This is a genomic window from Plantibacter sp. Leaf314, from assembly GCF_001423185.1.
Lineage (GTDB): Bacteria > Actinomycetota > Actinomycetes > Actinomycetales > Microbacteriaceae > Plantibacter.
In genome coordinates, this window is record NZ_LMOB01000002.1 from 327,837 (window position 1) to 342,163 (window position 14,327).

Consider the following 14,327-nt stretch of genomic DNA (forward strand, 5'->3'; position numbering starts at 1 on the left):
CGAGCCGGTCATCGGTTACTCGGACTGCGGCTGGATGATCGGGATGGACTCGGTGTCCGCGGGGCCGAGCGCGATCGTCGGCATCGACACGGTGATGAGCGATCCGTCGGCGCGACGGCTGCCCTCGATGTCGCTGGCGCTCGGCTCGCCGACGAGGTGCGGACCCTGGTTGTCGAGCGGGACCGTCACCGTGGTGCCCGCCTCGACGAGGACGTCGCCGCCGGCGACGACGAACGACGCGGAGTCGCCCTCCTCGACGGTGAAGCGCATCTCGGTGCGACGGACGGAGATCCGCACCCGCGTCTCCTTGACGGTGAGGCGGAAGGTGATCCCCTGCCAGTCCACCGGGAGCCGCGGCGAGAACGAGATGACGCCGCCGTGGTCGCGCATGCCGGCGAAGCCCAGCACGAGTGCACTCCACACGCCACCGGTCGACGCGACGTGCACGCCGTCCGGGGTGTTGCGGTGCAGGTTCGCGAGGTCGACGAAGAGCGCCGACCAGAAGTACTTCAGCGCGAGTCGCTGGTACCCGACCTCCGCGGCGATGATCGACTGCACGACCGCCGACAGGGTCGAGTCGCCCGTGGTCAGCGGGTCGTAGTAGTCGAAGTCGGCGAGCTTCTCCTCATCGGTGAAGTGGTCGCCCTGCAGGAGCAGCGCCAGCACCACGTCCGCCTGCTTGAGCACCTGGAACCGGTAGATGACGAGCGGGTGGAAGTGCAGCAGCAGCGGCAGGTGCTCCGGCGGCGTGTGGTCGAGGTCCCACAGTTCCTTCTCGAGGAACTGGGCGTCCTGCGGGTGGATGCCGAGCCGCTTGTCGAACGGGATGTGCATGTGCTCGGCGGCGCGCTGCCACTCGGCGATCTCGGCGTCGTCCAGCGACAGTCGCGAGACGAGGCGACCGAAGGACGCCGGGTCGTCGGCCCGCAGGCGCTCGACGGCTTCGACCGCCGACAGCAGGTTCGACCGCGCCATCACGTTCGTGTAGAGGTTGTCGTTCACCACCGTCGTGTACTCGTCGGGGCCCGTGACCCCGTAGATGTGGAACGAGTCCTTGCCGTTGGCCCGCCAGAAGCCGAGGTCGGCCCACATGCGCGCCGTCTCGACGAAGATGTCGACGGCGCCCCTGGCGAGGAAGTCCTCGTCGCCGGTCGCCGCGACGTACTGCCGGAGGGCATAGGAGATGTCGGCGTCGATGTGGTACTGCGCCGTACCGGCGGCGTAGTACGCGGACGACTCGAGCCCGTTGATCGTCCGCCAGGGGAACAGCGCGCCGTGCTGGTTGAGCTCGGTGGCGCGGGAGCGGGCGGCGTCCAACATGTTCTGACGGAACCGCAGGGCGTTCCTGGCCACGAGCGGTGCGGTGTAGCTGAGGAACGGGAGGACGTAGATCTCGGTGTCCCAGAAGTAGTGGCCGCCGTATCCCGAGCCGGAGACACCCTTGGCCGCGACGCCGCCACCGTCGGTGCGTGCGGTCGCCTGAGCCAGCTGGAAGAGGTTCCACCGGGTCGCCTGCTGGACGGCCGGCTGCCCGTGGACCTCGACGTCCGAGCGCGCCCAGAAGTCCTCGAGCCAGAGCTCCTGGTTGCGGATGGCGGACTCGATGCCGTTCTCGCCCGAGCGGTCGAGCGTGCGTGCGCAGCGGTCGGCGAGCTCCTTCGGCGGGACGGCGTTCGAGGTGTGGTAGCTGATGATCTTCGTGAGCTTCGTCGGGACACCGGCGCGGCCGCGGATCGTGTAGACGTGCTTCGCGAGGTCGGCCTCGATGTGCGTCGAGACCTCGTACTCGTTGTCGGTCTCGATGGTGTGGTCGGCGCCCGCGACGATCGTCATGCCGGAGTTCGTCGTCTGGTAGCCGAGCATCGCACGCGGGCCGTCGATGAGCTTGTACCGAGGCTGCAGCACACGCTCGGTGAGGGACTCGGCCTTGCGCGGGTCGCCCATGCCGGGCTCCGGGGCGTTCGTGAGGTAGTCGTCCTGGCGGTCCTGCCGGTTGATGATCTGGCTGGACAGCACGAGTGAGGCGTCGGCGTCGAGGAGCGTGACCTCGTAGTCGAGGACCGCGAGGTGGCGGTCCGTGAAGGAGACCACGCGCCGGGAACGGATGTGCACCCGCTTGCCGGAGGGCGTCCGCCACTCGAGTTCACGGCTGAGGACACCCGTCTTGAAGTCGAGGCGGCGTTCGAAGCTCAGGAGGTCGGCGTCGTTCAGGATCAGCGGCTCGTCGTCGACGTAGAGGCGGACGACCTTCGTGTCGGGCGCGTTGACGATCGTCTGACCGACGCGGGCGAAGCCGAACGCCTCCTCCGCGTGGCGGATCGGCCAGGTCTCGTGGAATCCGTTGATGAACGTGCCGTGGACGTGGCCGTCGCGGCCCTCCTCGACGTTGCCGCGGAAGCCGAGGTAGCCGTTGCCGAGCGCGAACAGGGTCTCGGTCGTGCCCTCGTCGTCCGCGTCGACGTGCGTCTCGACGAGCGCCCAGTCGTCGAGCGGGAACCGGTGGCGGTCGAGCGGGTCGCTGGTGATGTGGTTCATGCCTGGTCCTCGGAGGGGTCGTGGGGGGCCGTGGGGGTCTGGGGTGTGGTCGATGCGGCCGCGAGCAGCGGGGCGACGAGCTCGTCGAGGTCGTCGACCACGACGTCCGCACCGGCGTCGATCAGGGCCTGGTGTCCGATCCCGCGGTCGACCCCGAGCACGAGCCCGAAGTCGCCGCTGCGACCGGCCTGGACGCCGGAGTGCGCGTCCTCGACGACGACGCATTCGGCGGGCGAGCACCCGAGGAGACGACCGGCCTCGACGTAGGTGTCGGGCGCAGGCTTCCCCGCGATCCCCTCGTGCGCGGCGACGACGCCGTCCATGACCACCCCGAAGCGGTCGCGCAACCCGGCAGCCCGGAGCACGACCTCCGCGTTCTTGGAGCTGGACACGACCGCCACCTGGAGCCCCGCGCGCTCGACGGCGTCGAGGAAGGCGACGGACCCGGGATAGGGGGCGATGCCGTCCTCCTCGAGGACGGCCGTGAACACCGAGTTCTTCCGGTTGCCGAGGCCGCAGACGGTCTCGAGCTCCGGAGCGTCCGTCGGCGACCCCTCCGGGAGCACGATGCCTCGGGAGGCGAGCATCGCCCGCACCCCGTCGTAGCGCGGCTTGCCGTCGATGTACTGGAAGTAGTCGGCGTCCGTGTACGGCTCGGCGATGCCGCGCGCGACGAGCTCGGCGGAGAAGAGCTTCGCCCACGCGTGCATGTGGATCTCGGCGGTCGGGGTGATGACGCCGTCGAGATCGAACAGCACCGCCTTCACGGTGAGCAGCCGCGCGGCCGCCTCGGGAAGGCTCAGGATGTCGTTCGTGGGCGCGTCGATCGGCTGGGTCACGGTGCACAGTCCTCGTCGGTCGGGGGAAGAGGTGGACGGTGGAACGGAAGCTGCTGCGGACCGGTGGGACGACCGCGCAGACCCAGCCTAGGAGAGTTTGGCCACCGTGTCGTACACGCGGTCGATACCCGCGTGGACCGGGAAGTGGTGGTTGCCGACGAAGAGCCCGTCGTCGTGGATCTTGTCCGCCGCGGGGAGTTCGGCGGGCACCTTGGCGTCGAGGTACTTCATCACCGGGTTCTTCGTGAAGTTGCCGGCGACGATGGGGCGCGACTCGATCCCGGCTGCGGCGAAGGCCCGCACGAGTTCCGCGCGGCGGCCGGCGAGGGGGCCCTCGAGGACGAGGGAGAAGCCGAACCAGCTGCTCTCGCCCTGCTCCCGCTGGATGCGCACGGAGTCGAGGCCGGCGAACCGCTCCGTCCAGTACGCGGCGTTCTCGCGACGGCCCGCGATGAGCGACGGCACCTTCTGGATCTGTTCGATCCCGATGGCACCCGACATCTCCAGTGGACGGACGTTGTACCCGGGCAGCACGAAGCGGAAGAGGTCGTCCCACTCGTCGCCGGACTTGTCGTGGACCGCGTTGTGCTCGGGGAGACCACGCGTCCAGCCGTGCGCGCGGAGGGAGATGAGCATCTGCGCCGTGGCCTCGTCGTCGGTCAGGATCATCCCGCCCTCCATCGTGGAGATGTGGTGGGAGAAGAAGGCGCTGAACGTCCCCATCGAACCGACGGTGCCGGCGAAGCGGCCGTCGTCCTTCGCGCCGAGGGATTCGCAGTTGTCCTCGATGAGCAGCAGCCCGTGTCGCTCGGCGAATGCCGTGAGCGCGGCGAAGTCGTTGGGGTTGCCGAGCAGGTTGACCGCGAAGATGGCCTTGGTGCGCGGGGTGATCGACGCTTCGGCGAGGCTGAGGTCCATATTGAGCGTGTCGACGTCGATGTCGACGAAGCTCGGGATGAGCCCGTACTGCTGGAGCGGGTAGTAGGTCGTGGCCCACGACACCGCGGGGACGAGCACCTCGTCGCCGGCCTGGAGGTCGACGCGCTCGTCGAGGACGGCGGCGGCGATCGCGAGGAGGTTCGCGCTCGATCCGGAGTTGACCATGACACCGAACCCGGCGCCGAAGGCACTGGCGAAGTCGCGCTCGAACTGGGCGACGAGCGGCCCCATCGTGAAGCGCCCGCTGTCGACGACGCGCTGGATGGCGGCGTACTCGGCCGCGTCCCAGGAGGAGGTGGCGAGGGGGAAACCGGAGTCGAAGGTGTCGTCGGTCATGATGTCTGGGGCTCCTGAGCTGCGAGATAGGCGTGGTAGCTCGCGGCGACGCCGGCTGCGAGCGGGGTGGTGGGGTTCCAGTCGAGCGCGCGGGCCGCGGCCGAGTCGAGGAGGCGCTGATGCACGCCGGAGGGCTTGGAGGCGTCGTAGCGGAACCGGCCCGTGAACCCGGCCGCGCGGCCGGCGGCGTCGTAGTACTCGGTGATGCTGTGGTCGACGCCGGGCCCGAGGTTCAGGGTGACCGGCCATGCGGCGAGTGAACCGATCTGGCCGACGAGCCAGGCGGCGAGGTCCGGCGTGTAGGTGAACTCGCGACGGGCGGTGCCGTCGCCCCACACCTCGACCTCGTCGCTGCCGCTCGTGACGGCGGCGTGGACCTTGCCGAGGGCGGCCGCGATGAGATGCGCCTGCCCGTGCGTGTAGTCGTCGCCCGGACCGTAGAGATTGCTCGGCACAGCGGCCCGATAGGCGAAACCGTACTGACGACTCGCGTACTCGCACAGCTTCGTTCCGGCGATCTTCGCGAGCGCGTAGCCCTCGTTGGCGCCCTCGAGGGTGCCACGCAGGAGGGCGTCTTCGCCGATCGGCTGCGGGAGGCCCTCCGGGTAGATGGCGGCACTCGACACGTACAGCAGTTCCGGGACACCCGCGGCGATGGCGCCACTGATGACCGAGGTGTCGATCAGCAGGTTGTCGAGGAGGAAGTCGGTGGGGCGCTGGAGCTTCGCCTGGATGCCGGCGACCTTGGCCGCCGTGTGCACGATCGCGTCCGGTGCCGTCCGCTCGATGAGCGCCGCGACCGCCGCCCGGTCCGTGAGGTCGGCGTCCGCACGGGTCGCCACGACGAGGTCGTCGCCCGGGCGGAGCGTCGGCCAAACCTCGGCGATGCTCGAGCCGAGCATCCCGGCGCCACCGGTGAGGAGGACGCGCACCGCGCCTAGACCTCCGCGGTGTCGATGTACGGCTTGCCGGACGCGGCGAGCTCGGCGACGTCGGAGTCGACCATGATCTGGGCGAGGCGAGGCGGCAGCACCTTCGGGGTCCATCCGAGCACCGACTCCGCCTTCGCGTAGTCGCCGATCAGGGCGTCGACCTCGGTGGGGCGGAGGTAGCGCTCGTCGAACTTGACGTACTTCTCCCAGTCGAGGTCGAGGCGCTCGAAGGAGAACTGCAGGAAGTCCTTGACGGTGTACGCCGTGTTCGTGGCGAGCACGAAGTCGGCCGGCTCGTCCGCCTGCAGCATCCGCCACATACCCTCGACGTAGTCGGGCGCGTAGCCCCAGTCGCGGACGGCGTCGAGGTTGCCCATGTAGAGGAAGTCCTGCTGGCCGGCGGCGATCCGTGCGGCTGCGCGCGTGATCTTCCGGGTCACGAAGGTGCCGCCACGGCGAGGCGACTCGTGGTTGAAGAGGATGCCGTTGACGGCGAACATGCCGTAGGCCTCGCGGTAGTTGCGCGTGATCCAGTACGAGTAGACCTTCGCGACACCGTAGGGCGAACGCGGGTAGAACGGCGTCTCCTCGTTCTGCGGCGGCGGGGTCGCCCCGAACATCTCCGAGCTCGACGCCTGGTAGAAGCGGCAGTGCAGGCCGACCTGTCGGATGGCCTCGAGCAGACGCACGGTGCCGATGCCGGTCGTGTCGCCGGTGTACTCGGGCTCGTCGAAGCTCACCCGCACGTGCGACTGGGCGGCGAGGTTGTAGACCTCGTCCGGCTGGATCTCCGCCAGGAGGGTGGCGAGGCGTGAGCCGTCGGCCAGGTCGGCGAAGTGCAGCTGCAGGCGGGGCGAACCGTCGTGGGTCGCCTCGGGGTCGTAGATGTGGTCGATGCGACCCGTGTTGAAGGTCGACGCACGGCGCACGAAGCCGTGCACCTCGTAGCCCTTCGCGAGCAGCAGCTCGGCGAGGTAGCTGCCGTCCTGGCCGGTGATACCGGTGATGACGGCTTTCTTCACGGGGGTCTCAGTCATGGGGTTCCGCTCTGGATCGATGCGTCTGTTCGGGCCGGGAGATCGTCGAAGAATTCCGCACTGCCCGAGAATCGTTGCTAGCTTACCGGAGTGACGCTCGACATCATGATGCCCTTCTACGGCCGCTTCGACCACTTCCGGTCGGCGGTGGAGAGCGTCCTCGCGCAGTCCGACCCCGACTGGACGCTAACGATCGTCGACGACGTCTACCCGGACCTCGCGCCGGGTGAATGGGCCGTCGCCCTCGGCGATCCGCGCATCACCTACCTGCGCAACGAGGTGAACCTCCGACCGTCGAAGAACTACCGCAAGTGCGTGTCCCTGATGACCGGTGAGTTCTCCGTCATCATGGGCTGCGACGACGTGATGCAGCCGAACTACGTCCGCCGTGTGCGCGAGCTCATCGCGGCCTTCCCCGACGCGTCGATCATCCAGCCGGGGGTGGCCGTCATCGACGAGCACGGTGAGCCCTCCACGCCGCTGGCCGATCGGATCAAGGCGATGTACCGCTTCTCCGGCACCGGTGCCCGCGAATACCGTGGCGAGCCGCTCGCGACGAGCCTGCTGCGCGGGAACTGGACGTACTTCCCCTCGCTCGTCTGGCGGGTCGAGGCGCTCCGGAAGCACGAGTTCCGGCTCGACCTCGACGTCGTGCAGGACCTCGCCATGCTCCTCGAGATCACGAAGGACGGCGGCAGCCTCGTCCTCGACGACGAGGTCTGCTTCTCCTACCGTCGGCACTCGCAGAGCGTGTCCGCCGTCACCGGCCCCGACGGGTCGAAGTTCCGGCAGGAGCGGACCCTCTTCGGCGAGGCACGACGAGACCTCTCGGCCAGGGGCTGGAACCGCGCCGCCCGAGCTGCCGCCAACCACTGGACCTCCCGCGCCAACGCCCTCAGCGAACTGCCCGCCGCCCTCCGTGCCCGCAACGCGAGCGGACGCCGCGCGCTCCTCGAGCACGTGTTCGCGCGCGTCTGACGCGGCCCCACCTCCCGGACGCCGCACCCTCCGATTGCTAGGATTCCGCACATGACGATCTCCCTCGACGGCACCCTCATCGTCATGCCCGCGCTCAACGAGGAGGCCTCGGTCGCCGCCGTGGTCCGCGAGGTCCACGCGAAACTGCCCGGCGTCGCCGTGCTGGTCGTCAACGACGGCTCGACCGACGCGACGACGGCGGAAGCCAGGGCCGCCGGTGCGATCGTCGCCGAGCTGCCCTTCAACCTCGGTGTCGGTGGGGCCATGCGCGCCGGTTTCAAGTACGCCCTGGCCCACGGGTACCGGAACGTCGTCCAGGTCGACTCCGACGGCCAGCACGACCCCTCCGGCGTGGTCCGGCTGGTGGAGGAGCTCCAGAGCGCCGACCTCGTGCTCGGTGCCCGCTTCGCCGGGGAGGGCGACTACGCCGTGCGCGGCCCGCGCCGATGGGCGATGGTCGTGCTGTCCGGCGTCCTCAGCGGTGTGGCCAGGACGAAACTCACCGACACGACGAGCGGATTCCGGGCGACCGGCCCACGAGCCGTCCGGCTCTTCGCCGAGCACTACCCGGCCGAATACCTCGGCGACACGATCGAGTCCCTCGTCATCGCCGCGCGCTCGGGCTGCGTCATCCGACAGGTGCCCGTCGCGATGCGCCCACGCGCCGGCGGAACCCCGTCGCACAACCCCTTCAAGGCCGCGCGCTATCTCGCCCGCGCCGGACTCGCGCTCGTCTTCGCGCTGATCCGACCACCCGTCGCGCTGCACGACGGGGTGGTGACCGCGTGATCCCCCTCGGCACCTACCTCCTCGGCATCGTCGCCGCGCTCTTCACCCTCGGTCTCGTCATCGAGATGCTGCGGCGACGCCAGCTCCGCGAGCGGCACGCCATCTGGTGGCTGATCGCCGGCCTCCTCGCCCTCATCATCGGGGTGTTCCCGCAGGTCCTCGTCTGGGCGGCCGGGGTCATCGGCGTGGAGATCCCGACGAACCTCGTCTTCTTCGTGAGCATCCTCATCCTCTTCCTCGTGAGCATCCAGCACAGCTCGGAGCTCACCACCCTCGAGAACCGCAGCAGGACGCTCGCCGAGGAGAGTGCCCTGCAGGACCTCAGGATCCGGGTGCTCGAACAACGGCTCGCCGAGCTCCGCGGCGGCGACGCACCGACCGACGGCCGGGGCTGATCCGGGCCGAGGCCGGTCAGGCGCTCACGAGCGCGGCGGACGCTCCGACGACTCCGGCTGCGCGACGGTCGGACGGCGACCGAGCAGCGCGGCACCCTGGACCAACAGGCCGGCCGAGGGACCGACGGTGAGTGCCAGGATCGTGCGCTCGTGCAAGCCGATCGGGAGGAGGAGCACCCCGACGGTCACGACCGCCGCGACGATCCACCCACCGGCGAAGGCACCGTGCTGGGCACGCGACAGGGTGGCCGCTCCGGTGACGCAGAGGACGCCCACGAGCCCGGCCGTGGCGACGAGGAGCGCGATCGTACCGCCCGCGAGGACGTCCGGTCGGCCGAACAGGACGGACAGCGCCCAGGGCCCGAGCCACCAGGCGAGCAGGGCGAGGAGACCGGCCGCCACCACCACCAGGGCGGACAGGCGGGCGACCCAGCCGAGGACGGCGGCCGCATGCGATCGGAAGACCACGACGAGGTAGCTCTGCAACGCCAGCACCACGATCACGACGGGTGCCCTGGTCAGCGTGATGGCGTAGGTGAGGGAGCCGAACGCGTCGGCGGACACCGTGTCCCCCGTCGCCTGGATCATCAGGGGCAGGCCGCTGACCATGACCCCGGTCGCAGCGGCGGCCACCACCGTGCGGAGGACGTTCCAGCCGAGCTCCCGCGGCCCCACGTCGATCCCGAAGCGGCCGACCACTCCGCGCCGGACGGCGATCCAGACCACGACCGGAGTGATGACGAACGGTGCAGCCACGCCCCAGGCCAGCACCGCGGTGTCCGAGGTCACGAGCAGCATGAGGCCGACGATCCCGAACCGCAGCAGGCCGTCGACGATGGTCATGGCGGCCGCAGCGGCCCAGAACGACAGTCCGTACAGGACGCCGGAGACGGCCGCGACGACGAGGTAGGCCGAGACGCCGACGATGAGCGGCAGGACGAGCGACCAGCCGTTCGTCGGGAAGACCGCCCCCACCCAGATCCAGGCCGACGCTGCCAGCACCACGGCGACGAGCGCGGCGGCGATCACGGTGAAGTCGCGGACGACGGGGGCACGACGGCCTGTCACGTCGGCGGCGGGGTCGAGCGGGTGCGCGGCGCGAGCGATCTCCTGCTGCACGCCGGACAGCGCGCTCACCAGCAGGTAGAGCGCCGACCAGAAGACGGCGAAGGAGGCGTAGGCCGCCGTGCCGAGGGCGACACCGGTCAGGACCTGGAGCACGTACCCCGCACCGCCGCCGATCGCGGTCGCCAGCAGGATCAGGACGGCGCCGTTCGGTCGTCGGCGCGCGATCTCCTCGGGCAAGCCGTTATCCCCGGACGTCGGAGCCACGCTCGGCGGCGATCCACTCCTGGAGGGCGGCGACCCCGCGCGTGACGTCCCACGCGGGAGCCCAGTCGAGGCCTGCGAGCGAATCCTCGATGCTGCACTCGGCGTGTCGGACGTCGCCGTCGCGGTACATGCCGTTGACCACCGGTGCCGGTGCGCCGTGGTACGCCGCGATCGCCTGCGCGAGTTCGAGGATGGTGGTGCCGACGCCGGAGCCGATGTCGAAGCGGGACACGTCGGCGGAGGGTCCGGCCGTGATGACGGCGCGGAACGACTCGGCGATGTCGTCGATGAACACGAAGTCGCGGACGATCCGGCCGTCCTCGTACACCTGGATCGTTCCACCGTCCATCGCCAGCTGCGAGAACAGCGACACGATGCCCGTGTAGGAGTTGATGAGCGACTGCCCCGGACCGTAGACGTTCTGCAGCCGGAGGATGGTGAGCTTCGCGTCGTGCGCGGCGGTCCACGCGGCGAGGATGTGCTCCTGTGCGAGCTTGGTCGCGCCGTAGACGCTCGTCGGGGCCGGCATGGTGACCGCGGCCCGGCTGGGCAGCGGGGTCGCCTCCGGGAAGTCCCACTCGCCACGCTCGAACTGGGCGTGCGTCCGCTGGCCGGGCTCGAAGACGGTGCCGTCCGTCCGCTGCCACTGGCCTTCGCCGTACACGGCGCGGCTGGAGGACAGGACGAAGTGCGCGGGCACCTGCCCGGCACGCCCGAGGGCGTCGAGCATCTCCGTGGTGCCGACGACGTTCGCGTGGGCGTGGCTCGTGGCCGCGTGGAGCGACTGCGCCGTGCCGGTCTCGGCGGCGAGGTGCACGATCACGTCGGGGGCGACGTCCGCGAGCAGCGCGTCCCAGGCGGCGGCGTCGGTGACGTCGCCGACGACGAGCTCCGCGGCCTCGTGGAGGTCGGCCGGGCGCTCGGCGCTCGGGTGGACCTGCGGGTGGAGCTTGTCGATGACGACCCAGCGGTCGGCGGCCGCAGCCAGCTTGTGCGAGAGCGCGCAGCCGATGAAGCCGGCGCCTCCCGTCACCAGGACGGTTCCGAGGGTTGAAGCAGTCACGACGTGGTGTCCTTAGCTGTAGGCGATTCGACATTCGATGGTACTGGACGCCCCGGGGCGGGCTCGACGGCCGCGGACCCGCCTCGTGGGGCGAGCCAGCCGATCCCCCGACCGGGACCCCAGTCCTTCAGGGCCATGGCCCGCTTCTCGATCCCGTGCCAGCTCAACCAGGCGCACCCCGCGGTGACGAGGATGGTGAGGCCGACCCACGGCCAGTACCCGAGCGTGTTCCACCCGAGGAACGCCGTGAACTGCTGCACGAGGAAGCCGTAGACGTACATCCCGTAGGAGTAGTCGTTCTTGGCGCCGATCCACTGCACCCGCTTCGGGAGTCGGGCGGCGAGCCAGAGCACGAAGTAGGCGAACGCGGGGTACCCGATCTGCACCCAACCGACGGTCAGCAGGGTCACGACGACCACGACGCCCGCGGCGACGCCGAGCAGGTCGTTGAGGGGGATCCGCTTGGAGTAGACGGCGAACGACGCCCCGATGAGGAACACGAGCGTCAGCTTGATCTTGTTCGGATCGGCGAGCGCCGGGGCGACCATCCCGACGATCTGCGGTGCCAGGCTGTTGACGATCGACAGGACCCAGAACGCACCGGCGAGCGCGGGCACGACCCACCGCCGGTGTCGGAGCACACCGAGGACGAGGAGTGCGGCGACGAGCAGGTAGCAGCCCCATTCGAGCGCGAGCGTCCACAGCGAGCCGTTGAAGACGCTGTACCCGACCGTCCGGCCGTACGGGGTCGTCGTCTGGAAGACGTCGTACACCCCCCACTGGCGGATGCTGAGGTCGGCGTTCTGGAAGATGTACATGATCGGACCAGAGCCGATGTAGTCGCGGAGGCCGTTGCCGGACATCCGCCACGCGATGGGTCCGACGATCAATGCGCCGACGCAGAGGACCGCCCAGAACGCGGGGAAGATCCGCAGGCCCCGGCGCCAGAGGAACTGCAGGATGTCCGCCGAGGCACCGCTCTTCGCGATGAGGTAACCGCTGATCGCGAAGAAGCCGATGACGGCGAATCCGCCGATGGTCTCCTGCCCGTTCGTCCATCCCTTCGACGGGTCCTCTCCCCATCCGCCGGTGGGGAACGCGTGGGAGAAGATGACCATCGACGCGAGGATCAGGCGGAGGACGCCCAGGGCGTTCCGATGCCCGTTCAGCCCTTCCGAGAGGGAGACGCGGTCGCCGCGCAGGAAGCCACGGCGGTCGCTGCGGCGCCCCGGCTGATCGAACGGGACATTCGTCGTCGAAGTCATGCCATCCATTCGGTCGGAGCCGCCCAGGCGGGCGCGGGCGCACGATCCGCGGCCTGCAGGCCAGAATACCCCGGCAGCCCTCCTGCTGCGGCGAACGACGGCCCGTCGTCAGCGGGTCCGGGCGGCGCCCCCGGTAGGATTGCGAGCGGTCTCGACTCGGCCCGATGAGTCGCAGCATGCTCACACGCCACCGATAGGAACGACCGCAATGGCCCCGACCTTCCAGGCCCCGACCGATCTCGAGTCGACCGAGACCTCGTGGCAACGTCGGCGCTGGCTGACCTTCCTCGTCGCCTTCGTCGCCCTCCTGCTGCCGATGGCGCTGTGGGCTCTCGCCTCCCCCATCGGCTCGGTCCCGGACGAGCCCTCGCACGCCATCCGCGCCGCCGCGGTCGCCAGGGGCGAGGTCGTCGCCGTCCCGTGGTCGAAGAACCCGACCCTCACCGCTGCGACGGTGCCCGAGAACATCGCCAACGCCCACGACCTCCTGTGCTTCGCGTTCGACGCCGAGGTGACCGCGGACTGCCAGACCCCGCTCCGGGACACCGATCAGACCCTCGTGCAGACCGGGTCGTCCGCCGGCCTCAACAGTCCCGCCTTCTACGCCCTCGTGGGATGGCCGTCGCTGTTGCTCGACGGCGACGCCGCGTTCTACGGCATGCGGATGGTGAGCGCCCTGCTCTGTGCCGCCTCGCTCGCCGTCATGTTCATGCAGCTGACCCTGCTCCCCCGCTTCCGGTGGGCTGTCGTCGGGGCTGTCGTCGGCATCACGCCGATGGTCGTGTACCTCGCCGGATCGATCAATCCGAACGGTCTCGAGGTGGCGTCGGCCGGTGCCCTCTTCGCCACCCTGCTCGCCACCTTCCGGGGATCGCTGCGTGGGCGTCGACTGGTGGAGCAGGCGGGACTCGCCCTGGTCGCCGCGTCGGCACTCCTGACGACGCGGAGCATCTCCCTGCTCTGGCTGTTGGTGATCGCGGTCGTCGCCCTGCTCCTCGGCCGGCGCGAACAGGTGCTCCCGGTCCTCCGGTCTCCGACCGCCTGGGTGCTCATCGTGGCCATCGCCCTCGTCGGCGGCGTGACGGTCCTCTGGTACCTCACCCCGCCGACGCTCGCTGCTCCGTCACCGGCCAGCGCCGTGAGCCCCGTCAGTCTCGCGTTCGTGTTCTTCTTCACCGAACTGCAGACGTTCGACTTCATGTTCGGGATGATCGGCTTCTTCGGATGGGTCGACACGAGCTCACCGTCGCTCACCCTGGCCGCTTGGACGACCGGGATCGTCCTCATCCTCGCGGTCGCCTTGCTCTGGGGACGACGCAGCACGAAGTGGGCCCTGTGGGTCCTCCTCGCCGTGACCGTGCTCATCCCCGGACTGACCCAGCTGGGCGTCTACGCCCAGTACGGGTTCATCTGGCAGGGCCGGTACACCCTCGCGATGCTGCTCTGCCTGCTGATCGTGGCCGGCCTCGCCCTCGACGACGCCGGTCTCGGGGCGGACGGACGCGTCCGTCACTTCGTGACCGGCGGATACGCCTTCCTCTTCATCGGGCACCTGTTGGCCTTCGTGATGGTGCTCCGGCGCTACATCGTCGGCGCGAACGGCAGCCTCTCGGAGATGTTCTTCAACGACGGGTGGGAGCCACCGTTCGGGTGGAAGTCGCTCGCCCTCATCTACGCGATCGGTTCCGCACTCACCGTGCTGGTCCTGCGGCGGCTGTTCATCCGCTCCGCCGGGGCGGGCATCTCCCGCGACGACCTCCTCGTCACGCCCGCCGAACGGCAGGAGACGGCGGAGATCGAACGGCTCGAGGGTGCTGATCGCGCGCGACGCGGCATCGCCCGGCCGTCACGCGTCGACCCACCCCGCTGACCGTCCACGCTCGGCGG

At 69.8% G+C, this 14,327-nt stretch carries 12 protein-coding genes; 4 read left to right on the forward strand and 8 right to left on the reverse strand.

Annotated features, from left to right (window positions below):
* Nucleotides 1–15 precede the first annotated feature (15 nt).
* From ASF68_RS14770 to gmd, 5 genes are all read right to left on the reverse strand, one after another.
* Nucleotides 16–2,535 (reverse strand): glycoside hydrolase family 65 protein, encoded by a 2,520-nt coding sequence (locus ASF68_RS14770; protein WP_056012753.1) that lies wholly within the window; start codon nucleotides 2,533–2,535, stop codon nucleotides 16–18.
* Nucleotides 2,532–3,374 carry an HAD family hydrolase gene (locus ASF68_RS14775; protein ID WP_369796495.1) on the reverse strand — a complete coding sequence of 281 codons (843 nt, stop codon included), beginning with the start codon at nucleotides 3,372–3,374 and terminating at the stop codon, nucleotides 2,532–2,534. The genes ASF68_RS14770 and ASF68_RS14775 overlap by 4 nt, the downstream gene beginning before the upstream one ends.
* An 87-nt stretch (nucleotides 3,375–3,461) precedes the next feature.
* On the reverse strand, nucleotides 3,462–4,649 hold the full coding sequence (locus ASF68_RS14780) for a DegT/DnrJ/EryC1/StrS aminotransferase family protein (protein ID WP_056012756.1): 1,188 nt from the start codon (nucleotides 4,647–4,649) through the stop codon (nucleotides 3,462–3,464).
* Complete coding sequence (locus ASF68_RS14785; protein WP_056012760.1) at nucleotides 4,646–5,581, reverse strand: NAD-dependent epimerase/dehydratase family protein; 936 nt, start codon at nucleotides 5,579–5,581, stop codon at nucleotides 4,646–4,648. Before ASF68_RS14785 ends, ASF68_RS14780 begins: the two co-directional genes overlap by 4 nt.
* A 5-nt stretch (nucleotides 5,582–5,586) precedes the next feature.
* Nucleotides 5,587–6,618 (reverse strand): GDP-mannose 4,6-dehydratase, encoded by a 1,032-nt coding sequence (gmd, locus tag ASF68_RS14790; RefSeq protein ID WP_056012762.1) that lies wholly within the window; start codon nucleotides 6,616–6,618, stop codon nucleotides 5,587–5,589.
* A 90-nt stretch (nucleotides 6,619–6,708) separates the two neighbouring features.
* Here gmd and ASF68_RS14795 point away from each other — a divergent pair, with 90 nt between their 5' ends.
* From ASF68_RS14795 to ASF68_RS14805, 3 genes are read left to right on the forward strand one after another with little or no spacing between them, the layout of a single operon-like run.
* Nucleotides 6,709–7,596 carry a glycosyltransferase gene (locus ASF68_RS14795; protein ID WP_056012764.1) on the forward strand — a complete coding sequence of 296 codons (888 nt, stop codon included), beginning with the start codon at nucleotides 6,709–6,711 and terminating at the stop codon, nucleotides 7,594–7,596.
* Nucleotides 7,597–7,647: 51 nt separating this feature from the next.
* A complete protein-coding gene (locus tag ASF68_RS14800) occupies nucleotides 7,648–8,385 on the forward strand; it encodes a glycosyltransferase family 2 protein (protein WP_056012766.1) in 738 nt (245 codons plus the stop codon).
* Nucleotides 8,382–8,780, forward strand: coding sequence for a DUF2304 domain-containing protein (locus tag ASF68_RS14805; RefSeq protein WP_235526837.1), 399 nt, complete (start codon nucleotides 8,382–8,384; stop codon nucleotides 8,778–8,780). Before ASF68_RS14800 ends, ASF68_RS14805 begins: the two co-directional genes overlap by 4 nt.
* Nucleotides 8,781–8,804: 24 nt before the next feature.
* On the opposite strand, the gene ASF68_RS14810 is transcribed toward ASF68_RS14805, so the two are convergent.
* From ASF68_RS14810 to ASF68_RS14820, 3 genes are read right to left on the reverse strand one after another with little or no spacing between them, the layout of a single operon-like run.
* Nucleotides 8,805–10,085, reverse strand: a complete 1,281-nt coding sequence (locus tag ASF68_RS14810; RefSeq protein ID WP_157580472.1) for a hypothetical protein — start codon at nucleotides 10,083–10,085, stop codon at nucleotides 8,805–8,807.
* Nucleotides 10,086–10,089: 4 nt separating this feature from the next.
* On the reverse strand, nucleotides 10,090–11,175 hold the full coding sequence (locus ASF68_RS14815; protein ID WP_056012771.1) for an NAD(P)-dependent oxidoreductase: 1,086 nt from the start codon (nucleotides 11,173–11,175) through the stop codon (nucleotides 10,090–10,092).
* Nucleotides 11,172–12,440, reverse strand: coding sequence for an acyltransferase (locus tag ASF68_RS14820; RefSeq protein ID WP_056012774.1), 1,269 nt, complete (start codon nucleotides 12,438–12,440; stop codon nucleotides 11,172–11,174). The genes ASF68_RS14815 and ASF68_RS14820 overlap by 4 nt, the downstream gene beginning before the upstream one ends.
* 208 nt (nucleotides 12,441–12,648) lie before the next feature.
* Here ASF68_RS14820 and ASF68_RS14825 point away from each other — a divergent pair, with 208 nt between their 5' ends.
* Nucleotides 12,649–14,310 (forward strand): DUF2142 domain-containing protein, encoded by a 1,662-nt coding sequence (locus ASF68_RS14825; protein ID WP_056012777.1) that lies wholly within the window; start codon nucleotides 12,649–12,651, stop codon nucleotides 14,308–14,310.
* Nucleotides 14,311–14,327: the final 17 nt, after the last annotated feature.

Excerpts from the sequence above, each read along its gene's own strand:
- ASF68_RS14770 (WP_056012753.1), bottom strand. The coding sequence starts at position 2,535 with ATGAACCACATCACCAGCGACCCGCTCGACCGCCACCGGTTCCCGCTC.
- ASF68_RS14780 (WP_056012756.1), bottom strand. The coding sequence starts at position 4,649 with ATGACCGACGACACCTTCGACTCCGGTTTCCCCCTCGCCACCTCCTCC.
- gmd (WP_056012762.1), bottom strand. The coding sequence starts at position 6,618 with ATGACTGAGACCCCCGTGAAGAAAGCCGTCATCACCGGTATCACCGGC.
- ASF68_RS14800 (WP_056012766.1), top strand. The coding sequence starts at position 7,648 with ATGACGATCTCCCTCGACGGCACCCTCATCGTCATGCCCGCGCTCAAC.
- ASF68_RS14820 (WP_056012774.1), bottom strand. The coding sequence starts at position 12,440 with ATGACTTCGACGACGAATGTCCCGTTCGATCAGCCGGGGCGCCGCAGC.
- ASF68_RS14825 (WP_056012777.1), top strand. The coding sequence starts at position 12,649 with ATGGCCCCGACCTTCCAGGCCCCGACCGATCTCGAGTCGACCGAGACC.